Origin of the sequence: Bacteroides sp. AM41-16 (assembly GCF_003603495.1) — a bacterium.
In the GTDB taxonomy this organism is placed as follows: Bacteria; Bacteroidota; Bacteroidia; order Bacteroidales; family Bacteroidaceae; genus Bacteroides; species Bacteroides uniformis.
On the sequence record NZ_QTNE01000002.1, the window covers coordinates 162557 to 184140 of the forward strand.

Sequence of the window (21584 nt, forward strand, 5' to 3'; positions counted from 1 at the left end):
TAATGTGCCAATGTGTCAATGACCAGGACGTGATGGCGTAGCATAAACATAGCGCAGCCAATTAGCCAATTAGCATATTGGCACATTATCACATTAATCAATTGTCAATTATTGATTCTTTTGTAACTTTGCTGCAAATTACTTGGAGCTATGGGTATAGTAATAGGAATAGATGTGGGTGGAAGTACCACGAAAATCGTTGGAATCAATGGAGAACAGATACAGTCTCCAATGTTTATTACGGCTACCGACCCGGTGACTTCCTTATTCGGAGCATTCGGTAAGTATATTTATGACAATGGTATACAGCTGGCCGATGTGGAGCAGGTGATGCTGACGGGAGTGGGAAGCGCATTTGTCAACAGCCCTCTATATGGACTGCCTACTCGCAAAACGGATGAGTTTATTGCCAATGGTTTGGGAGCCAGACATGCAACGGATATAGACCAACTGATTGTAGTCAGCATGGGTACCGGCACTTCTTTTGTGAAAATAGACGGAGACAAGGTGCAGCATATTGGCGGCTTGGGGATTGGTGGAGGTACTTTGCAGGGATTATCGAGGTTGCTGTTGAAAACTCATGATATTCATCAGGTGTCCGAGTTGGCTGAGAAAGGGGATGTAACTCGTGTCAACTTGCAGATAGGTGATATTTGCAACACTGCTTTGCCTGACTTGCCGGTGAGTGCTACCGCCTCTCTTTTCGGGAAAGCAGATAGCAATGCTTCTCAAGAAGATATTGCCTGCGGTATAATTTATACGGTACTTCAAACCATTGGAGGAGCTGCTGTACTGTCAGCTTTGAACAGTCCTATCAAGGATTTCGTTCTGATAGGAAATCTCACCCAACTGCCCCAGTGCCGGGAGGTGTTTTCTAAAATGGAAGCCATCTATCATGTACATTTTCATATACCGCCCTATGCTGAATATAGAACAGCAATAGGAGCGGCATTGGCATACGTAAAAGAAAGGCAAGGGTAGTGGTTACTTCTTGCCTGCCTTCTTCATATAGCTGTTTATCAAGGTACATGCGGGAGCGGCCACCGTACCGTGGTCAAATCCCTCCATCTGATAGAGGGTGGTTTTTTGTCCCAATGCTTTGAGGAGAGCATACAAATGGGCGTTTTCCTCATAGCGTGCCAGCATCTCCAACTCTTTGTCGCCAGTGATAAGTATCATGGGTGAAGCGCCTTTTCTTACGTTATTGGAAGGAGCATATTTATCTATAATCGGAGTGTCGGAAGGCAGCCCGCGTTCTTTGCGGATGGTGTAGTGGGTAGTGGTCTGTCCGCTGATGGGGAAAGCGCCTGCCAGGCTGTTGGCGTCAATATTCCACTTTGCCAGGTAACTCTTGTCCAGATTGAGCATCAGACAGAGATAACCACCGGCTGAATGACCGGCTATGTATATTTTGTCTTTATCTCCTCCGAATTCTTCTATATTCTCGAAAGTCCAAGCAACGGCCTCTGCGGCATCTTCCGTGTAGGCAGGGTTTTGGGCACGCGGGCTGAGTCGGTAGTTTACGGCTATCACGGCGTAGCCTTGCTCCAGGAACTCCTTCGGAAAATGTTTTTCTCCGGCTTCCAGTCCTCCGCCGTGGAACCAGATAAGGGTGGCAAATCCTTTTTTATCAGTAGGATAATGGAGGTCGAGCTTACAACGCTCCAGCTTATAACTGTCCTTTTCGCCGGGATGAAGATAGGAAATGTTCTTTTGCGTACGGTAGTTGTTGTCCGTTGTCTGATTTTGGCTATAACATAATAATGTATAGCAAATGATGGAAATGCATGCGATTATCTTTTTCATGATAAATTATTGAGATTATGTATAAATGAAACGATGCAAAGGTAACATTTTTTTTATTCTTTAATTGATTATTCCACTGCTGTTTTGAATGCTTTTTGTTTTGTAGTTCAAGAAAATACTTCTATCTTTGCGCCCGATTTACAATGAGTCAACATAAAGTCTCACTTAATTAACGAGTTAAACAATTTATTTATTAATGGAAAATTTAAAGAATGTAGCTCCTATTGAAGACTTCAACTGGGATGCTTATGAGAACGGCGAATCAGTAGCCAGTGCAAGCCACGAAGAACTGGAAAAGGCGTATGACAATACGTTGAACAAGGTTAACGACCGCGAGGTAGTTGATGGAACCGTAATCGCAATGAACAAGCGTGAAGTAGTTGTGAACATCGGTTACAAATCAGACGGTATCATTCCGATGAGTGAATTCCGTTACAATCCTGAACTGAAGGTTGGTGATACTGTTGAGGTATACATCGAAAACCAGGAAGACAAGAAAGGACAGCTCGTTCTGTCTCACCGTAAAGCTCGTGCTACCCGTTCTTGGGATCGCGTAAACGCAGCTTTGGAAAACGAAGAAATTATCAAGGGTTACATCAAGTGCCGCACAAAGGGTGGTATGATTGTAGACGTATTCGGCATCGAAGCTTTCTTGCCGGGTTCTCAAATCGACGTGAAGCCTATCCGCGACTACGATGTATTCGTTGGCAAAACTATGGAATTCAAGGTTGTTAAGATTAACCAGGAATTCAAGAATGTGGTTGTTTCCCACAAGGCTCTTATCGAAGCCGAACTGGAACAACAGAAGAAGGAAATCATCGGTAAACTCGAAAAAGGACAAGTTCTCGAAGGTACCGTTAAGAATATCACTTCCTATGGTGTATTTATCGACTTGGGTGGCGTAGATGGTTTGATTCACATTACAGACCTTTCTTGGGGCCGTGTTAGCGATCCGAAAGAAGTGGTTGAACTCGACCAGAAACTCAACGTCGTTATCCTTGACTTCGATGATGAGAAGAAGCGTATCGCTCTCGGCTTGAAGCAACTCACTCCGCATCCTTGGGATGCACTGGATGCTAACCTGAAGGTTGGCGACCACGTGAAGGGTAAAGTTGTAGTTATGGCTGACTACGGTGCATTCATCGAAATCGCTCCGGGTGTTGAAGGTCTGATTCACGTATCTGAAATGTCTTGGTCACAGCACTTGCGTTCTGCACAGGACTTCATGAAGGTAGGTGACGAAGTTGAGGCAGTAGTCCTGACTTTGGACCGCGAAGAGCGTAAGATGTCTTTGGGTATCAAGCAGCTGAAGTCTGATCCTTGGGAAACTATCGAAGAGAAGTATCCTATCGGCAGCAAGCACACTGCAAAAGTTCGCAACTTCACTAACTTCGGCGTATTCGTTGAAATCGAAGAAGGCGTTGATGGCTTGATTCATATTTCTGACTTGTCTTGGACGAAGAAGGTTAAACATCCGTCTGAATTCACTCAGATTGGTGCTGACATTGACGTACAAGTTCTGGAAATCGACAAGGAAAACCGTCGCTTGAGCCTTGGCCACAAGCAACTCGAAGAAAATCCCTGGGATGTATTCGAAACTGTATTTACAGTAGGTTCTGTACACGAAGGTACTATCATCGAAATGCTGGATAAGGGTGCTGTAGTTGCTCTGCCTTATGGTGTAGAAGGTTTCGCTACTCCGAAGCACCTCGTTAAGGAAGACGGTTCACAAGCTCAGTTGGACGAGAAGCTTGAATTCAAGGTAATTGAGTTCAACAAGGACGCTAAGCGTATCATCCTTTCTCACAGCCGTATCTTCGAAGATGCTGCAAAGGCAGAAGAAAGAGCTGAAAAGAAGGCTGCTACTAAGAAGTCAACCGGTAAGAGAGAAGACGTTGCTCCTGCTATCCAAAACCAGGCTGCATCTACTACTCTGGGTGACATTGATGCTTTGGCTGCCTTGAAGGAACAGATGGAAGCTGGAAAGAAATAATTACTCCGTTCTATAAATGAAGGAAGGGTACTTGCGCAAACAAGTGCCCTTCTTTTTTATGATTTGTCAATAGAATTTTATGGAATTAAGGATGGTTTTTCCATAAATGTTTATCTTTGCAGGGTGGTTACTTTTGCAATCATAGAAATATTCAATAATTTAATTTTCATTTATTATGAAAAACATGTTCAAAAATGCAGGGAAGATGGTGTTGTTCACTTGCCTGTCGCTGATGTTACTAACCGCATGCGGTCAGAAGTCTAAACTCAAGCTGGCTATTGCAGCAGCCAACAAACAATGTCCCATGGATATGGGAGCTTCCGGCGAAATATCCAGTATTACTTTTGATGGGGCGGATGTGGTATATGTACTGCTTATGAATGAAAGTTTCCTCAATATAGACGCTTTGAAAGAGAATCCTGATGCAATGAAGTCTGCTGTGACTGTTATGTTCGGTAATCCACAAGGGTCCATTAAAGAGATGCTGGATTTGGTTGTCGGTACTGATTCCGGTATAAAGTTCATATATAAAGGAAAGACATCCGGTAACGAAGTGGAATGTTATCTGACTACTCAGGACTTGAAAGATATATTGAATGGCGGTTCAACTGCTGAAAGCAGTGATAAGAAGAAACTGGAAGAGCAAGTGAAGATGACCAACGTATCGTGCCCGATGCAGGTGGATGAAGCCACTATGCTCAATAAACTGACAATCGAGTCGGATAAGGTGCTTTATCATTATACGATTGACGAATCTGTAGTACAGATGTCTGCTTTGAAGGAAAATGCCGAACAGATGAAGGCAAATGTGAAGAACTCTTTGAACTCCTCCGATCCAGCCTTGCGCATGTTCTTGGAAGTATGTGTGAAGTGTGATAAAGGGGTGGGCTATCTGTATAAAGGGAATAAATCCGGAGAAACTTTTGAAATATCCTTTGGAGTTTCAGAGATAAAGGCTCTTCTATAAATCAAGGAGTAGAAATCAGTTCGGAAGGTTTGGAATGGAAAAATTTGAGTTACATATTCTTGGTTGTGGTTCCGCTTTACCCACAACGCGTCATTTCCCTACGTCTCAAATTGTGAACGTGCGCGACAAGTTGTTTATGATTGATTGTGGGGAAGGGGCGCAGTTGCAGTTCCGTAAATCACATCTGAAGTTTTCGCGTTTGAATCATATCTTTATCTCTCACTTGCATGGAGACCATTGTTTTGGCTTATTGGGACTGATTTCTACACTTAACCTTTTAGGACGTACAGCCGAGTTGCATATCCATTCTCCAAAAGGGCTGGAAACATTGCTGACACCTATGCTGGATTTTTTTAATAGGCAGATGACGTACAAGGTCCTTTTCCATGAGTTTGATACGAAAGAACCGATGCTGATTTATGAAGACCGTTCGTTGACGGTTACTACTATTCCTTTGCGTCATCGTATGCCGTGTTGTGGCTTTTTGTTTGCAGAAAAGCGGCGTCCTAACCATATTATCCGTGAAATGGTCGATTTCTACCAAGTGCCGGTATACGAATTGAATCGTATAAAGAATGGGGCCGATTACGTGACACCGGAGGGAAAAACTGTTTCCAACAACTTGTTGACCCGCCCTTCTGCTCCGTCCCGCAGTTATGCTTATTGCTCGGATACCATCTATCTTCCTTCTATCGTAGAGCAGATAAAAGGGGTTGATTTACTTTTTCATGAGGCGACATTTGCGAATGAGGATGCGCCACGTGCCAAAGAAACATTTCATACAACTGCTGCACAAGCGGCTGAAATAGCCAGGAAGGCTGAAGTGAAGAAGTTGTTGATAGGACATTTTTCGGCACGATACGAAGATGAAAATATCTTGCTTCAAGAAGCATCCGCTATTTTTCCGGATACTCAGCTTGCCAAAGAAACACTTTGTGTATCGGTATGAATTAAACTTTTCGTATCTTTGGCAGTCTAAAACAACAAATGCGAATAGAAATTTATGACCCCTTCCTATAATGAACGCGAAGTGTTGGCTCTTCTACAAGAAGAAAGCACACAAAAGCGGGGATTTGAGATGATTGTTACCCAATATAGCGAGCAGCTGTATTGGCAGATTCGTCGTATGGTCCTCTCTCATGAAGATGCCAATGATTTACTTCAGAATACTTTCATTAAGGCATGGACTAATATAGATTATTTTCGGGCAGAGGCTAAACTCTCTACCTGGCTCTATCGCATAGCCTTGAATGAATGCCTCACTTTTCTGAACAAACAACGGGCTGCTTCCACAGTATCTTTGGATGATCCCGAGGCAGATGCACTTCAAAAGCTTGAAAGTGATCCTTACTTCTCCGGTGATAAAGCAGAGATGGCTTTGCAAAAAGCCTTGCTTGCCTTGCCGGAAAAACAACGTATGGTGTTTAATTTGAAGTATTACCAGGAAATGAAATACGAAGAGATGTCTGATATATTCGGTACTTCCGTAGGTGCCTTGAAGGCTTCTTATCACCATGCCGTGAAGAAAATAGAAAAGTTTTTGGGTGAGGAGTATTAAACCTTTGCTACAAAACAATGTCTAATTAAACAGAAAGGAGAAAGCTTATGAAAGAAGAAGATAAAATACTGAAAAAGATAGGGACGGAAAATCCTTTCCGCGTTCCTGACGGCTACTTTGAGAATCTTACTTCAGAGGTAATGAACCGGCTTCCCGAAAAAGAAAAACTCACTGCTGTACAGACAGAGCCTACAATGTGGCAGAAGGTAAAGCCTTGGTTGTATATGACCGCCATGTTTATAGGTGCGGCATTGATTATCCGCGTGGCTTCTTCGGAGCATACTCCATCTGTAGAGCGTATGGCTGCTGATGATACGGAAACAGAAATGGAATATATTAATATGGCCGTAGAGAATTCCATGCTGGATGATTATTCATTGTATGTTTATTTGGCAGACTCTGATGCAGAATAAGGTAACAACACTCAACTATTTAAAAATGAAAAGACTGATTGTTTTATTGGTTATGATATGTGGCATGATGCCCCTGCTTTGGGCTAGTGATGGATGTGATCAGCATCTGTCACCCGAAGAGTTTCGTGCCAAACAAAAAGCGTTTATAACGGAGAAAGCCGGGCTGACGAGTGAGGAAGCAGCTAAGTTCTTCCCATTGTATTTTGAATTGCAAGACCGGAAAAAGCAGTTGAATGACGAGGCTTGGAAATTGCTCCGGCAAGGGAAAGATGAAAAAACAACCGAAGCCCAGTATGAGGAAATTATGGAAGGTGTGTATGATGCCCGTATTGCTTCTGACCGGTTGGACAAGACCTACTTTGATAAATTCAAGAAGATATTGTCTTGTAAAAAGATTTATCTGGTGCAAAGAGCTGAAATGCGTTTCCATCGTGAACTGCTGAAAGGCATGCATAAAAAGGGAGATGGCCCCCAGCGAAGACCGCAAGGGAAAAAATGAGTAGTGAATGAATTACAAATAAGGAAGGTTGCCACGATGGTGTGAGCAACCTTCTTTTGTTAATGAGAGATACCTCGTTTTAGCCTTGCTAAACCTCTACTTTAGTTCCCTAAACCTTTGCTTTAGCCAGCTAAACCTGACCTTTAGAAGAATCATCTTGTTTGCTTTCTTTTTCCAATGCTTTCGCTTCATTCCATAGCTTGTCCATTTCTTCCAGCGTCATGTCATGGAGGTTTTTGCCCTCCTTGATGCTGTGCGCTTCTACATAGTTGAAGCGGTTGATGAACTTCTGGTTGGTCTGTTCCAGCGCATTGTCCGGATTGATTTTGTAGAGGCGGGCAGCGTTGATGAGGCTGAACATGACATCGCCGAATTCAGCTTCAGCCTTTTCTTTATCCATGTGGGCGACTTCAGCCTGGAATTCTTGGATTTCTTCTTTTACCTTATCCCACACTTGCTCGCGTTCCTCCCAGTCAAATCCTACATTGCGTGCCTTGTCCTGGATGCGGTAGGCCTTGATGAGCGAGGGTAGGGCAGCGGGTACACCGCTCAGCACTGTTTTGTTCCCATCTTTTTCCTTCAATTTTAGCTGTTCCCAGTTTTCAGAAACCTGGCCTGCGGTTTCGGCCTTTACATCGCCGAAGACATGGGGATGGCGGAAAATAAGTTTCTCACAAAGACGGTCGCATACGTCTTTCATATCGAAATCACCGGTTTCGGAGCCTATCTTTGCATAAAAAGCCACATGCAGCAGCACATCGCCCAGCTCTTTGCAGATGTCATTCTTGTCATCGCGTATCAGGGCGTCACAAAGTTCATAAGTCTCTTCGATGGTATTGGGGCGCAGGCTTTCGTTGGTCTGCTTGCGGTCCCAGGGACATTTCTCGCGCAGCTCGTCGAGTATGTCGAGGAAGCGGCCGAAGGCTTCCATCTGTTCTTTTCTTGTATGCATGATTTTGAAATTTAGTTTTTCCATTCTTCGTATGAGATAAGCAAGCCTATTACTTCCGAATAGTTCTTGCGTCCGCTTTGAATCTTGTTTCCTTTAAGGTACAAGTCGTAGATAAAGTTCTGGATGTCTCCGATGAGCGGACTGTATTTCTCCATCCAGTATTGCTGGTTCTTTTGGGCCAGTTCTATGATTTCAGGACGTATCCGGTTGAAAAGTTCTGCGTATTCTTCTTCGCTCATCAGTCGGCGGGCATTGCCCAGCACATGTGAGAGCACGGAAAGGTAGCCGCTGAAACGAATCTCTTTCACCTGCGAACGGGTGCAGACCTGGTAAGCGTAGAAGTTGGCTTCTGCCTCGCTGGTGATGCCTAAAAAGTGTGCCAGCTCGTGGGCATAAGTAGCAGGATATTGTGGTGGAAGCAAATCGCCGTTCAGCGTGAATTCGCAGAAGAAAGGTCCCATGCTTCCCGTAACACCGACCATGGAAATGAACGGAGTGAAAAGCATGGTCTTCACGCGCGGAGAGGAGTGGGGAGGGCGATGTATCCCCAGCGTATCGCTGATTTGGTTGTATCCGTGTACGCTTTCCCGGCAGACCAATGGTTCGTCAATGGAGGTGACATCTGTATAGGAAGCATTCAGCTTGTCTATATAGTTGTCTACAAATGACTGAAAGATTTCGGGAGTATAGGCAGTATAAGGAATGTTTGTCCTGCCATAGAAATCTTTCTGTGAGTAGTTCAGTCCCCATGCCAGATAGAACCATGCATATATCCACAGCAAGTATTCCATTTCGTTCAGCAGAATCTGTTTCCACTTTTTCTTTTGGATATAGCGTGCCTTGATTGGATTGAAAAGAAGTCCGAGTACACTGAGGAAAATAAACAAGTCGCCTATGGCAAAAGGCATGAGTTTTGAAAAGGAGGACAAGAAATGGGAAATCACCGGATATACAGACTGTGCATATACTTCTCCCAATATTGGAATGAGCTGCGTTGCCCATACAACAGACAGTAATACGATTAATACGACATACCGGATTTTCAATTTGTCTCTCATTTTTATTTTCAACCTACCATTAAGAGGACTATCGACCTCTAACTCCTAAGCCCGGAGGGCGATAACTCCCTTTAACTCCTACTAACTCCTGACTCATTTTGTAGGGACAAAAATATATATTTAAATTTTAATTCATTAATTTTGCGCCCGTTATTCGCAATAAATTAATTATAGAGATTTAAAAACATGGAATTAGCAAGTAAGTACAATCCCGCTGACGTGGAGGGAAAGTGGTACCAGTATTGGTTGGACCACAAATTATTCAGTTCGAAACCCGATGGTCGTGAGCCTTACACCGTCGTCATCCCGCCCCCCAACGTCACCGGTGTGTTGCACATGGGACACATGCTTAATAATACCATACAAGATATTCTGGTACGCCGTGCCCGCATGGAAGGCAAGAATGCCTGCTGGGTGCCGGGAACCGACCATGCATCCATTGCTACCGAGGCCAAGGTGGTGAACAAACTTGCCGCACAAGGCATCAAGAAGACAGACCTTACCCGCGACGAGTTCTTGAAGCATGCCTGGGAATGGACTGACGAACATGGCGGCATCATCTTGAAGCAGCTCCGCAAGCTGGGTGCTTCTTGCGATTGGGATCGTACAGCTTTTACTATGGATGAGAAACGCAGTGAAAGCGTGCTCAAGGTTTTTGTTGACTTGTATAACAAAGGTCTGATTTATCGTGGTGTCCGCATGGTGAACTGGGACCCTAAGGCACTGACCGCACTTAGTGACGAGGAAGTAATCTACAAAGAAGAGCACAGCAAGCTGTACTATCTGAAGTATATGGTAGAAGGTGACCCCGAAGGACGTTATGCAGTGGTTGCTACCACCCGCCCTGAAACCATCATGGGAGATACAGCCATGTGCATCAATCCGAATGACCCCAAGAATACCTGGTTGAAGGGTAAGAAGGTGATTGTTCCGTTGGTAGGACGTGTTATTCCGGTTATCGAGGACGATTACGTAGATATAGAGTTCGGTACCGGTTGTCTGAAGGTAACTCCTGCCCACGATGTGAACGACTACATGCTGGGTGAGAAGTACAATCTGCCGAGCATCGACATCTTCAATGATAACGGAACGCTTAGTGAAGCTGCCGGCTTGTATATCGGTATGGACCGTTTCGATGTGCGCGAGCAGATTGAGAAGGACCTGGCTGCTGCCGGTCTGTTGGAGAAAGTGGAAGCCTATACCAACAAGGTAGGTTTCTCCGAACGTACCAACGTGCCCATCGAACCGAAACTTTCCATGCAGTGGTTCCTGAAGATGCAGCACTTTGCCGACATGGCTTTGCCGCCGGTGATGAATGATGAGTTGAAGTTCTATCCTGCCAAATATAAGAATACGTACAAGAACTGGTTGGAAAATATCAAGGACTGGTGTATCAGCCGCCAGTTGTGGTGGGGGCATCGCATTCCTGCTTATTTTTTGCTGGAAGGTGGTTATGTAGTGGCTGCCACTCCCGAAGAAGCCTTGGCATTGGCAAAAGAGAAAACGGGTAATGCAGACCTTAAACTGGAAGACCTTCGTCAGGATGAGGACTGCCTGGATACTTGGTTCTCCTCCTGGTTGTGGCCCATCTCTTTGTTTGACGGTATCAACAATCCGGGTAACGAGGAGATAAACTACTATTATCCTACCAGCGACTTGGTGACCGGTCCGGACATTATCTTCTTTTGGGTAGCCCGTATGATTATGGCAGGCTATGAATATGAAGGAAAGATGCCGTTCAAGAACGTTTACTTTACGGGTATTGTCCGTGACAAGCTGGGACGTAAGATGTCCAAGTCGTTGGGTAACTCTCCCGACCCGCTGGATTTGATAGAGAAGTACGGTGCCGACGGTGTGCGTATGGGCATGATGCTTTCAGCTCCTGCTGGCAATGACATCCTCTTTGACGATGCACTGTGTGAGCAAGGACGTAACTTCAATAATAAGATATGGAACGCTTTCCGTCTGATTAAAGGTTGGGAAGTCAGTGCGGAAGTTCCGGTACCGGAAGCTTCAGAACTGGCAATACGCTGGTTTGAGGCCAAGCAGAATGAAGTGGCTGCCGAAGTGGCTGATTTGTTCAGCAAGTACCGTTTGAGTGAAGCGCTGATGGCTGTTTACAAACTGTTCTGGGACGAATTCTCTTCCTGGTATCTGGAAATGATTAAACCGGCATACGGCCAGCCCATCAACCGGAAAGTGTATGAAGCAACTATCGGTTTCTTTGATAACTTGTTGCATCTGCTCCATCCGTTCATGCCATTTATTACAGAGGAGTTGTGGCAGCATCTTTGCGACCGTACAGACGGTGAGAGCTTGATGGTAAGCCCGTTGTCAATGTCGGCATTGGTAGATGAGGATATCATCCGGGAGTTTGAAGTGGTGAAAGAGGTTATCAGCAATATCCGTTCCATCCGTTTGCAGAAGAACATCGCCCAAAAAGAGACACTTGAGTTGCAGGTTATCGGTGAGAATCCGGTTGTGGCATTCAACGCGGTTATCATGAAAATGTGTAACCTTTCCTCCATCAATATAGTGGAGAACAAGGCCGACGGTGCTGCTTCCTTCATGGTAGGTACTACGGAATATGCCGTACCTTTGGGTAATATGATTGACGTGGAAGCCGAGATAGCCCGTATGGAGGCCGAACTGAAGCATAAGGAAGGATTCTTGCAGGGTGTGCTGAAGAAACTGGGTAACGAGAAGTTTGTGAATAATGCTCCTGCCGCCGTTCTTGAGATGGAACGCAAGAAGCAGGCAGATGCTGAAAGTATCATCAAATCTCTCAAGGAAAGTATTGCAGCATTGAAAAAGGCATAACTGTCCATCACATAAAACAGAGAAAAAGCTCCGGAACCTTCAACTCCGGAGCTTTTTTTAGCGGTATAATGAACTGTTTATTTGAACAGTTCTGCTACGCACCACATCAGGCGTGCGGTGGTGTGTGTCCAGATTTCCTTGTAAGTGCAGTTATTTTGTATCGGGAAGTAGGGTTCGTCCTCATTTTCGAATGTTTCGATTCCTACGGGCACGGCTCCCACAACATTTCCGGCGTATGCCCCGTAAAGCGGCGGATAGTCATATCCGTCTCCATAAACGGTACTCATGGCAAACGGGTTGTAGCCTAATATGTATTCTACCTGGCGGGTTGCAATATCCCTTAACGCTTTATCATTGAATAGGCGTGCAAGAATAAAGGCAGCCTTGGCTTTGCCCATGACAACAGCGTGGAATCCCCTGAACTGATAGGCGACGGGGAAACGGCGCAGATAGAAATCCTTCGAGAGAGGGATGCCGTTGCGCACTTGTGCATTGTATTCTTCCAGGCTGGGAAGCCCTACCTGCTCACCTTCGTGGTACAGATTTTTATAATCGGTATTATCCACCTCGTATACGGCGCTTGGCAGTATGCCATACGGCTCAATCAGTTGTGAAATCCCGCGTAGATAGTCTGCATAGGCTTCACAGGATGCCTTCCACAACGGGGCGTCCGGATGGGTAGGGGCATCTGTCAGTAGCATCGAGAGTCCTTCGGTCATCAAGTGCTCTTGGCTTTGGTGATAATAGGCCAGGATACGTTTTTTCCGGGAAGATTCATAGAAGAAACCTCGTAGGGGGATTTTCCAGTCGGTACGCTTTTCCAACTGTTGGCTCGCCATGACGGTACGTGCCAGCCGGGTTGCCCAGTCCAGATAGTAAACATCTTGTGTAAGGCGGTACAAACGCATGGCTGTGACGGTGGCAAGGGCATAAAGTTCGGTTTCGTTCTGTTCCGTCCTTTGCGTATCCAGCAGGTCGATGGCGAATTGGAAGTCCTCAATGGCACTGTTCCGGCACCACCGTGCAAACACTGGGTCTTTCTTTTCAAAATGAGGGGCGGCGAGTGCGCAACTGGAAGCGGCTTTCAGATTGTCCGTAGGCGTATTTCGTGCTTCTGTCTGCATGTCGTCTTTGTCACCACGGATATTCTTTGTCCAAATGCCGATAATCAGTCCACCCAGTCGGTAGCCGTCACCGAAGCGGGTACGCAGAATCCAGTTCACTCCCCAGCGTGCCTCTTCCAGCAGGCGTTCGTAGAAGATACTGTCTTTGCCTTGTACGGCACCGGCCATATCGAGGAGGGCGATGCACGATTCGGCTGTATTTCCCGTTCCTTGAGTCAGGTCGGCTGCATCGTGCCATCCTCCGGCAATGCTCATGCTCCGTCCGTCGGGATGATAGGCGAATACATCCTGATGGCATTCCTGATGAATGCCGGGCTGGTCGAAACCGCAACGTTCGGAAAAGAAGAAGTTCAGCGTGTGCCAGGCGGTAGACAGGTAGGCATCATTTCCGATGGGGAAAGGCTTTGATTGTACGTCGCCGATGGAGAGGAAGTATTGTCCGGGCGTATTGAAACTGCTGAAGTCCAGCACAAGAAATCCTTTGTCCTGCTTCTTGTCCTGATTCAGAGGACTGGCCGTACTTTGATAAACGGTTTGTCCCGTGGCGGCATCGTGCAGGCTGAAAGCCCTTTCCGGCATGTGCTGCACCAAAGCCTGCTTGCGTGCTCCCGGCTTGTATCCGCTGTGGCAGTAGGCCATTGCATCTTTTCGCAGGTCGAATCCCCGGCTGTTTTCCGCTTCTACCTTTTCGATGCGCATGTCGTCTATGTATAGGCTCATGTGTTCGCTGGCTCCTGCAGGAGCACCTGCCAGCATGATGTTTACCGAAAAGCCGGTGACACAGTCACGGTATAGGTCCGGTATTTCCCATATGATGTGTTGCCATTTGTTGGGATAGACAGTCTCGAAGTGTTGTCCTTCAAAGCGTCCGGGAGTCGGCATGATTTTCTCTCCTTCATTGTATAGGGTGAATCCGGCAAAGGTCAGATAAACGCCCGGTGCATCCACATATACCCAAACGGAAAAGCGGTTGTATTCCCGCAAGTCTTCCCGGTCGAGGGGACGGATAATCTCCGGGGTGGCGTAATTCCGGTTTGTTGGATTCTTCTTGCCCAAGGAGGCAGGAGTGTCCAGACGGACACTTCCTTTGCCTGAGACAGTGACTTTACGGTCCACATGTATGGTTCCGGGTCCGGTGTGGCGCAGAGCGCCGAAATCTTCGGCCAGGGGGAGTACCCTGCTTTTCAATACCTTTTTCTTTTCCCACCGCGTCAGTCCGGCGTGTGCGAGATTGGCTTTCATTATGCGGTGCACATGATTGCTTTGCTGTAATTGTTTCTCCAGTTCCGTATCGGGTTTCCATGGAGCTTGTGCTTGTGCCTGCATGCAGCAGCATGCCAGCAGCAGTGTTCGGATGATGTGTTTCATGGTATTCAGTGTTTGGTTTCAGGGTAAGCATGAAAAGGAGCCTTGAACTCCGGACGTAATGTATAAGTATCCTTCAGTGGGAAATCTGCGGGAACTTCTTGGGTGACGGCGCCGGTGGCAGCCCATTCGCATCCCCGGAGTAAAGTCACCTGGAAACCGGTGCAGCGCATGGAGTAAGTCATGTTCGGGTCGTTGCCGCAGTGCCCCAGGAGGTCGACGAATATGCGCCCTTTTCCGTAGCTTACTGTCCACATCAACGGTTCATGCCGTCCGCGTTCGTAGGCGGTTGCCAATATTTCCATGTTTCTTACCGGACCGCGTAGGCGGGTATATATCTCGTCCTTGAAGTGTTTCCATTGAGGAGGCAATCCTTGCAGGATAGGATGATGGGGGGCGCGGTGTTCTATGACGGTTTCGTGCTGCAAGCCGTGGTAGCCGGCATACCCCGGAGAGTAGTCGTAGACGTATTGTCCGTCTTTCCAGTACAGATACGGACCGTCCTTTTCGTTTCGTCCGTCCCATGCCCCCATGCCTATTATCTCGTTGTATTCTTTCCAGTCGGCCATCGGGACGACGGAAGAATGTATCACTACCACACCGCCTCCATCGGCAACGTATTTCTCGAAATTCTTGCGTACGGGCTCTGTCCATGTAGCTCCGCCGTAGTTGATGACGATTAAATCATATTGGTGGAAATCGGGTTTGAAGGTGGCGATGTCTCCACCAAAGTCGGGTGTAAAGGCAAAATCCACTTTGAACATTCCGCTGTTTTCCAATATCTGCTTCATGGCTTCGCAGGCGCCTTGCCAATAATGGCTGCCGTCCTGCCCGGCTATCATCATGGTTTTGATTACTTTCTTTTGCTGTGCGTGTGTGTGCGAGGCAGCTCCTATATAAATAAGGAGTACCAGGATAAGTGTCAGTCTTGTTTTCATTTTCCGGAAGATTTAAAGTTTTTGCCAGTAGGGTTCCATTCTATACGGTCGTAGCAGCGTGTGGTGCGCAGATTGTAACCTTGTTCGTCTACGCTGAACTTTCCGTCTTTGAAGTAGGATATGTAGAGCTCGGAGATGCCGTCCTTGTTGCGGTCTTCTACAAGGAGATTGTACTTGTCGGTGACATAAATCTCGTCGGAAATGTATTGTATTTCTTTGGTATAGTTGTCTACGATTGCATAGTAGGCCTTGAAAAGGTCGAAAGTGGGGTAGTGTCCGTTGTCACGTCCGAAAAGCATTACTTCTTCAAGGGCATCGTCCCCGTCCATATTGGCAAATACGGATTGCTGAAAGGAAAATCCCGGTTTTTGTACTTGTGGAGGAATATTGTCCCATCCTTCCTGATGGGCTGTCACTGAAAATTGCGCTTGTGCATGGATGACGTACACCAGCGCTGACAATAGGATAATCAGTTTTCTCATTGCGTGCATTTTGAGGTTATGATAATAATAGGGTTGCTTCTTGCTTATATGACCGGTGGCCCGGAGTTTTCCCTAACTTTTTTTAGAATAATTAATGAATACGGGATATATAGGGACTTAGTGCCTCTCCCAGCAGGACTGAACCGGTCTGACCTCTCAGTCCTATACTCTTTAGGGCTAAGTCCCGGTGTGTAGCCGGCAAGGTATAGGGGACGTTCTGCTTTTGTATGGTCTTAATGCGAGGTGAGCAGGTGCATCAATATCAGTGGCAGATAATCTTTCAGCTTGACCCTTAATATCTTCAAAGCCTGCTGAATGCGGTAGTCTACCGTTTTGGGGGAAACGTTGAGTAGTTCGGCAGCTTCCTTGTAACTCAGATTCTGGAAACGATGCATGATGAAAGCTTCCCTATAAGTAGGCGGCAGTTCGTTGATGGCCCTTTGTATATGCTTGCTTAATTCGTTGATTTGATAGATATCCACCTCCTGCAGCATGGCGAACATTCGTTCATAGTAAGCGGTGTCTGCCCGTTGCTTCACTTCATTTTGGGCAATCCGGGTCATGCAACGATGGTAGACAGCCTTGAACAGATATTGCTTGAGCGAATATTCGATAATGGGTCTTTCGCGGTTTTCCCAAAGCCATAGCATGACGTCCTGAACAATCTCTTCTGCATCTTCCAACCGGACAAAACGATAGCAGTAGGTGCAGAGCACTGAATAGTACTTTTGAAATAACACATCAAAAGCACTTCTATCTCCTTTTTGTATGGCGGATAATAAAGATGTATCTTCTAATGGTATGTTTCTCATAGGGTGGGGGTTCATTATTGTTGGGCAAAAATAGCTTTTTTTCCTATTATAATCTAAGTATATAAAATATTTTTAGTTTTTTGTTTAGGAGTTCTTTTCACCCGTTTGTCTTTAGATTAAAGCTAGCAATAAAAATTATGGTAAAAAGAGAGGGAATGGAGAACCTGCTTCTCAGGTATTATGAAGGAGAGACAACGGAGGATGAAACTGCTCTGGTAAAGGAGTGGCTGGAAGCATCGGAAGAGAACCGCAGGACAGCCCGCCAGGTTCAGACACTCGGTCTGGCGGCGGACATGGCGCAGATTTCATCCAGGCTGGATGTAAAGAAGGCCTTGGAGGATGTACATCGTAAGATGAAACAGAAAAAGGTCAATAGGTATCAGGTATTATTTAGAGGGATGCAACGGGCGGCCGCCATTTTATTCATCCCTTTGATGGTATCGTGGTCTATCCTTTATTGGGACAAGGATAAAGAAGAGATACATATGATGGAAGTCAGGACAAATCCGGGAATGACTACTTCTGTCGAATTGCCGGATGGAACGGAAGTCGTTCTGAACTCGTCGTCGTCGTTGCGCTATCCTTCCCGATTTGCCGATGATAAAAGGGAAGTGAAGTTGGTGGGTGAAGCATTCTTTTCTGTCGCAAAAGATGAAAAGAAGTTCATTGTCGGCACGCTGAACAATTCCAAGATAGTGGTACATGGAACGGAGTTCAACGTAGAGGCTTACAAAGGGAGCAGGACGGTACAGACCACTTTGGTTTCGGGTAAAGTCAGTTTCTCCTATGTGAATAACGGCAGGAGAAATAATGTAATGATGATACCGGGGCAAAAGGTTATTTATGATATAGTGCGGGAAAAGGTCGTTGTGAAAGAAGTCAATGTAGACGTGGAAACATGTTGGAAGGACGGACGCTTGATTTTCAGGAACACTCCGTTTGAAGATATATTGAAGAGTTTGAGCAAAAGATATAATGTGGAATTCATTCTGAAAAAGGCTTCATTGAAGCAGAATTCCTTTACGGCTACATTTACCAAACAACGTTTGGAGCGAATATTGGAGCACTTCCGAATATCCTCGAATATTCATTTCAAGTTTGTTGAAGATGGTGATGTGGATGCCGAGAGACAGGTAATAGAAGTTTATTAACCCTTTAAAAAGTAGTATGATGAAACACAAGTCCGTTTAGAAAAACATGCAGGAAAATGTTGGCGCATTTTCCTGCATGAAACACAGTAACTTTTAAATATCTGTTTGGCGACAGATAAAGTAACTTTATTTTTTCACTAGAAATCAATACAAAATTATGAAAAAACACTATTGTATCCAATCATTTAGGGCAAAAAGTGTCCTGATGAGATGCATGAAAAAAATTCCTCTTGCTATGAGATGCACATTATTTATGTTGTTTTGTTTGGTTGGTATGACTTTTGCCAATGAAGGTTATGCTCAAAAGACAATGGTAAACATTGCTCTTGAGAACAAGACTGTTGATGAAGTACTGACGGAGCTGGAACAAGGTACCGAATTTGTTTTCTTCTACAACAACAAGCAGATTGACGTTAAGCGCCGTATATCGGTCCGGGCAAATAACAAAACCATATTCAAGGTTCTGAATGATGTATTCAAAGGAACCAATATAGGCTATAAGATATTGGACCGTAATATAATCCTTTATGATAAAGCTGTAGGAGCTGATGGGGTACAGATAGCTTTGCAGGCTGCGACGGTGAAAGGTTCTGTGGTCGATGCAACCGGTGAACCGGTGATTGGTGCCAGTATCTTGGTGCAGGGAACTACCAACGGTGTCATAACAGACATTGACGGTAATTTCATTCTGACCAATGTGGGCTCTGATGCTACTCTTATAATAAGCTATGTAGGTTATAAGACACAAAACATAAAGGTTGCAGGCCGAAATTCGTTCAAGATAGTTTTGGTAGAAGATGCTGAGATATTGGATGAAGTGGTTGTTGTAGGATATGGTGTACAGAAGAAAGAATCACTGACCGGTGCCATTGCAGCCATTGGTGCTGATGAAATAGCTACGACCAAGACCGAGAATCTGATTAGCAATATTCAAGGTAAGATGCCGGGACTATTGATTCGCCAGAAAACCGGAGAGCCGGGAACTTTCGACAATATGGTGAGCATTCGCGGTTATGGTGACCCGTTGGTGGTAATTGATGGTATCACGCGTGAAGGTACTGAAGAACTTGCACAGCTGAATTCTGAGGATATAGAAAGTATCTCTATTTTGAAAGATGCTTCTGCCGCTATTTATGGTATGAATGCGGCTAATGGCGTAATCATTGTTACTACCAAAAAAGGTGTGGCCGAAAAGACCAGAGTATCTTACTCGGCATTGTTCGGTATGAAGAATGCCACGGGTATGGAAGAAACGGTAGATGCTTATACTTATCGCATGTTGGCCAATGAAAGGGCACGTAATGACCAGGCTGCCCCTGAATACACTGACGATATTCTGGAACTGTATAGAACCGGGGCTAAGGGTTATACAGACAATAACTGGATTGACATGTTTATGAATAAACTGGCGTTCCAGCAATCGCATACTGTTTCTGTGAGAGGCGGAACGGATAAGGTGAAATATTATGTGAGCTTCGGCTATAATGGCGATAATGGTTTGCTGAAGAGTGGTATCCAATACTATCATAGATATAATCTGAGAAGTAACCTGACTGCAGAGCTTACGAAAGGGCTGAAACTGAATGTGAATCTGTCCGGGCGTTGGGATGAAACCCAAAGGCCGAGAGAGGATTTTATGTGGACTTTTAAGACTTTGATGGTTAATGACCGTGGTATCGGTACTCATACGATTAATAATCCCAATCATTTGTCTGCAATCGGTCCTGAAAACAAGAATCCTTTTGCGTTGGTTGATCCGGATATAGACGGTTATCGCAAGAACAGAGGCCTGACGTATTCTGCCGATGTGGAATTGAATTGGCAAGTTCCTTTTGTAAAAGGGTTGGCATTGAGTCTTTTGGGGTCATTTGACGGTAACAATCGTAACAACTCTTCTTTAAATCGTTCTTATCCGTTGTATGATTATTATACAGATGCGCCTGCCGGTACGGGAGGTAGTACTGATGCTTATTCCAATACGATGAGAATATATCAGAAGATTTATGGCAGGTTGCAGGCTAATTATATGCGTTCTTTCAATCAGCACAATTTGAATGTGACAGCTGTGGCAGAGTTGAACAGTACACGACGCGATGAATTATCCGGTTCCCGGCAATATTCAGAGTTGTTTACTAATGATATTTTGAATCAGGCAAGTCCGGGTACAGCTACCAATTCAGGGTATCGTAGTTTTGGCCGTTTGGCAGCCTATCTGATGCGTGCGAACTATGATTATGCCGGTAAATACTTGTTGGAAGTAGTAGGGCGTTATGATGGTTCTTATCGTTATGCTCCTTCTAAGCGTTGGACGTTCTTCCCGTCGGTAAGTGCCGGATGGCGACTTTCGGAAGAAAGTTTCATCAAGGACAATTTGCCGTTTATTACTAATTTGAAAATCAGGGGTTCTTTTGGACAAAGTGGATATGATGCCGGTGATCCTTTCCAATATGTATCTGCTTATAATTCGGCTTCTAATGGTTATGTTTTTGATGGTGCCAGCCAGATTATGGGTATGGTAGCTCCTGGTGTAGTGACTGACCGGCTTTCTTGGGTTACATCTTCTATTTCCAATGTAGGTCTGGATTTTGACTTATGGAACGGTAAGTTGAGTGGTACTATCGAGTGGTTCAATCGTAAGAATGAAGGCATTTTGGCCGACCGTGCACAATCTGCTCCTGATACATTTGGTGCAAGTTTCCCGAAGGAAAATCTGAATTCTAACCGGAACCGGGGTTTTGAGATTGAATTGGGACACAGAGGACAAATCGGTAAGGACTTCTCATATTCAGTAAGTGCTAATTTTACGTATGCCCGTGAAAGAAGTCTGCATGTGGAACATGCAGAATATACCAGTTCTATGGATAGATGGCTGAATGGAAAGGAAAACCGTAACAGTAATGTGATGTGGTTGTATAAATACGATGGCCAATATACTTCTTTGGAACAGTATGAAACGGCTCCTTTGATTGGTGGGAACTTGGGTAACTCTAAGATGCTTCCGGGTAGTTACAGATTGCTTGACCTGAATGGTGATGGTAGAATTAACAGCAGTGACCGTGTTCCGGAGTTTTGGGCAACCGGTGCAAATCCTCCTATCCAGTATGGGTTGACTTTGGCGGCTTCTTATAAGAATTTTGATCTCAATATGCTGTTTCAAGGAGCTTCCGGTTACTCCATCGGATATGCCAATGATGATGTTTGGGGATATGGTGGCAAGACAAATAAATCTTATTTAATTGCGAAATATGTAGATCGTTGGCATCCTGCAAATATAACAGATGATCCGTATAATCCTGCCACACAATGGGTAGCCGGCTATTATCCGGCATTACGCCACAATTTCTCTAATACTTCGGATAATGGTAGTAGATGGAATTATGGTATTTCCGTTTGGCTTCCGCAAGCTACTTATCTCCGTTTGAAGAGTATGGAGATCGGTTACAATCTGCCAAAATCATTTATGAAAAGAATCGGGTTGAACAGTGCCCGTATCTTTGTCAATGGTTCAAATCTGCTTACGTTCTGTAACAAGGCTTTGAAGGATGCTGACCCCGAACGTGAGGAAAGGGATTGGGGAGCCAACCTGGCATATCCGTTGATGAGAACTTATAACTTTGGGTTAAACATAAACTTTTAATTCTGAAAT

At 45.2% G+C, this 21584-nt stretch carries 17 protein-coding genes; 10 read left to right on the plus strand and 7 right to left on the minus strand.

Annotation, left to right across the window (positions count from 1 at the left end):
• Nucleotides 1-150: 150 nt before the first annotated feature.
• Nucleotides 151-981, plus strand: a complete 831-nt coding sequence (coaW, locus tag DW896_RS03155; RefSeq protein ID WP_008665214.1) for a type II pantothenate kinase — start codon at nucleotides 151-153, stop codon at nucleotides 979-981.
• Between the two features lie 3 nt (nucleotides 982-984).
• On the opposite strand, the gene DW896_RS03160 is transcribed toward coaW, so the two are convergent.
• The gene (locus DW896_RS03160; RefSeq protein WP_119992874.1) at nucleotides 985-1806 is read right to left on the minus strand and encodes an alpha/beta hydrolase; all 822 of its coding nucleotides are present in this window, start codon (nucleotides 1804-1806) and stop codon (nucleotides 985-987) included.
• A 196-nt stretch (nucleotides 1807-2002) separates the two neighbouring features.
• On the opposite strand from DW896_RS03160, the gene rpsA reads away from it, so the two are divergent.
• From rpsA to DW896_RS03190, 6 genes are all read left to right on the plus strand, one after another.
• Nucleotides 2003-3799 carry a 30S ribosomal protein S1 gene (gene rpsA / locus DW896_RS03165; RefSeq protein ID WP_005831997.1) on the plus strand — a complete coding sequence of 599 codons (1797 nt, stop codon included), beginning with the start codon at nucleotides 2003-2005 and terminating at the stop codon, nucleotides 3797-3799.
• 175 nt (nucleotides 3800-3974) lie between these two features.
• Nucleotides 3975-4766: a hypothetical protein gene (locus DW896_RS03170; protein WP_035449023.1), complete on the plus strand. Its 792-nt coding sequence runs from the start codon at nucleotides 3975-3977 to the stop codon at nucleotides 4764-4766.
• Nucleotides 4767-4800: 34 nt separating this feature from the next.
• Nucleotides 4801-5715, plus strand: coding sequence for a ribonuclease Z (locus DW896_RS03175; RefSeq protein ID WP_005832904.1), 915 nt, complete (start codon nucleotides 4801-4803; stop codon nucleotides 5713-5715).
• Between the two features lie 54 nt (nucleotides 5716-5769).
• Nucleotides 5770-6324, plus strand: coding sequence for an RNA polymerase sigma factor (locus tag DW896_RS03180; protein ID WP_009038073.1), 555 nt, complete (start codon nucleotides 5770-5772; stop codon nucleotides 6322-6324).
• Between the two features lie 47 nt (nucleotides 6325-6371).
• Nucleotides 6372-6737, plus strand: coding sequence for a hypothetical protein (locus DW896_RS03185; protein ID WP_008665222.1), 366 nt, complete (start codon nucleotides 6372-6374; stop codon nucleotides 6735-6737).
• Between the two features lie 25 nt (nucleotides 6738-6762).
• Nucleotides 6763-7236 (plus strand): hypothetical protein, encoded by a 474-nt coding sequence (locus DW896_RS03190; RefSeq protein ID WP_009038074.1) that lies wholly within the window; start codon nucleotides 6763-6765, stop codon nucleotides 7234-7236.
• A 130-nt stretch (nucleotides 7237-7366) separates the two neighbouring features.
• Here DW896_RS03190 and mazG read toward each other — a convergent pair whose 3' ends face one another.
• Nucleotides 7367-8191 carry a nucleoside triphosphate pyrophosphohydrolase gene (gene mazG, locus DW896_RS03195; RefSeq protein ID WP_035449333.1) on the minus strand — a complete coding sequence of 275 codons (825 nt, stop codon included), beginning with the start codon at nucleotides 8189-8191 and terminating at the stop codon, nucleotides 7367-7369.
• A gap of 8 nt (nucleotides 8192-8199) precedes the next feature.
• Entirely contained in the window at nucleotides 8200-9246 is a 1047-nt protein-coding gene (locus DW896_RS03200) for a DUF3810 domain-containing protein (RefSeq protein WP_009038076.1), read from the minus strand.
• 186 nt (nucleotides 9247-9432) lie between these two features.
• On the opposite strand from DW896_RS03200, the gene DW896_RS03205 reads away from it, so the two are divergent.
• Entirely contained in the window at nucleotides 9433-12066 is a 2634-nt protein-coding gene (locus DW896_RS03205; RefSeq protein ID WP_009038077.1) for a valine--tRNA ligase, read from the plus strand.
• 77 nt (nucleotides 12067-12143) lie between these two features.
• On the opposite strand, the gene DW896_RS03210 is transcribed toward DW896_RS03205, so the two are convergent.
• From DW896_RS03210 to DW896_RS03225, 4 genes are all read right to left on the minus strand, one after another.
• Nucleotides 12144-14558, minus strand: a complete 2415-nt coding sequence (locus DW896_RS03210; protein ID WP_009038078.1) for a glycoside hydrolase family 9 protein — start codon at nucleotides 14556-14558, stop codon at nucleotides 12144-12146.
• 5 nt (nucleotides 14559-14563) lie between these two features.
• Nucleotides 14564-15493, minus strand: coding sequence for a ThuA domain-containing protein (locus tag DW896_RS03215; RefSeq protein WP_009038079.1), 930 nt, complete (start codon nucleotides 15491-15493; stop codon nucleotides 14564-14566).
• The gene (locus tag DW896_RS03220; RefSeq protein WP_008665232.1) at nucleotides 15490-15984 is read right to left on the minus strand and encodes a hypothetical protein; all 495 of its coding nucleotides are present in this window, start codon (nucleotides 15982-15984) and stop codon (nucleotides 15490-15492) included. The genes DW896_RS03215 and DW896_RS03220 overlap by 4 nt, the downstream gene beginning before the upstream one ends.
• Before the next feature lie 224 nt (nucleotides 15985-16208).
• The gene (locus tag DW896_RS03225) at nucleotides 16209-16787 is read right to left on the minus strand and encodes an RNA polymerase sigma-70 factor (protein ID WP_008665234.1); all 579 of its coding nucleotides are present in this window, start codon (nucleotides 16785-16787) and stop codon (nucleotides 16209-16211) included.
• Between the two features lie 137 nt (nucleotides 16788-16924).
• On the opposite strand from DW896_RS03225, the gene DW896_RS03230 reads away from it, so the two are divergent.
• Both DW896_RS03230 and DW896_RS03235 read left to right on the plus strand, forming a co-directional pair.
• Entirely contained in the window at nucleotides 16925-17938 is a 1014-nt protein-coding gene (locus DW896_RS03230) for a FecR family protein (RefSeq protein WP_008665236.1), read from the plus strand.
• A 235-nt stretch (nucleotides 17939-18173) separates the two neighbouring features.
• On the plus strand, nucleotides 18174-21575 hold the full coding sequence (locus tag DW896_RS03235) for a TonB-dependent receptor (protein WP_034529659.1): 3402 nt from the start codon (nucleotides 18174-18176) through the stop codon (nucleotides 21573-21575).
• The last annotated feature ends 9 nt before the right edge of the window (nucleotides 21576-21584 follow it).

Excerpts from the sequence above, each read along its gene's own strand:
- coaW (WP_008665214.1), top strand. The coding sequence starts at position 151 with ATGGGTATAGTAATAGGAATAGATGTGGGTGGAAGTACCACGAAAATC.
- DW896_RS03160 (WP_119992874.1), bottom strand. The coding sequence starts at position 1,806 with ATGAAAAAGATAATCGCATGCATTTCCATCATTTGCTATACATTATTA.
- rpsA (WP_005831997.1), top strand. The coding sequence starts at position 2,003 with ATGGAAAATTTAAAGAATGTAGCTCCTATTGAAGACTTCAACTGGGAT.
- DW896_RS03170 (WP_035449023.1), top strand. The coding sequence starts at position 3,975 with ATGAAAAACATGTTCAAAAATGCAGGGAAGATGGTGTTGTTCACTTGC.
- DW896_RS03175 (WP_005832904.1), top strand. The coding sequence starts at position 4,801 with ATGGAAAAATTTGAGTTACATATTCTTGGTTGTGGTTCCGCTTTACCC.
- DW896_RS03180 (WP_009038073.1), top strand. The coding sequence starts at position 5,770 with ATGACCCCTTCCTATAATGAACGCGAAGTGTTGGCTCTTCTACAAGAA.
- DW896_RS03185 (WP_008665222.1), top strand. The coding sequence starts at position 6,372 with ATGAAAGAAGAAGATAAAATACTGAAAAAGATAGGGACGGAAAATCCT.
- DW896_RS03190 (WP_009038074.1), top strand. The coding sequence starts at position 6,763 with ATGAAAAGACTGATTGTTTTATTGGTTATGATATGTGGCATGATGCCC.
- DW896_RS03200 (WP_009038076.1), bottom strand. The coding sequence starts at position 9,246 with ATGAGAGACAAATTGAAAATCCGGTATGTCGTATTAATCGTATTACTG.
- DW896_RS03205 (WP_009038077.1), top strand. The coding sequence starts at position 9,433 with ATGGAATTAGCAAGTAAGTACAATCCCGCTGACGTGGAGGGAAAGTGG.
- DW896_RS03210 (WP_009038078.1), bottom strand. The coding sequence starts at position 14,558 with ATGAAACACATCATCCGAACACTGCTGCTGGCATGCTGCTGCATGCAG.
- DW896_RS03215 (WP_009038079.1), bottom strand. The coding sequence starts at position 15,493 with ATGAAAACAAGACTGACACTTATCCTGGTACTCCTTATTTATATAGGA.
- DW896_RS03220 (WP_008665232.1), bottom strand. The coding sequence starts at position 15,984 with ATGCACGCAATGAGAAAACTGATTATCCTATTGTCAGCGCTGGTGTAC.
- DW896_RS03225 (WP_008665234.1), bottom strand. The coding sequence starts at position 16,787 with ATGAGAAACATACCATTAGAAGATACATCTTTATTATCCGCCATACAA.
- DW896_RS03230 (WP_008665236.1), top strand. The coding sequence starts at position 16,925 with ATGGTAAAAAGAGAGGGAATGGAGAACCTGCTTCTCAGGTATTATGAA.
- DW896_RS03235 (WP_034529659.1), top strand. The coding sequence starts at position 18,174 with ATGAGATGCACATTATTTATGTTGTTTTGTTTGGTTGGTATGACTTTT.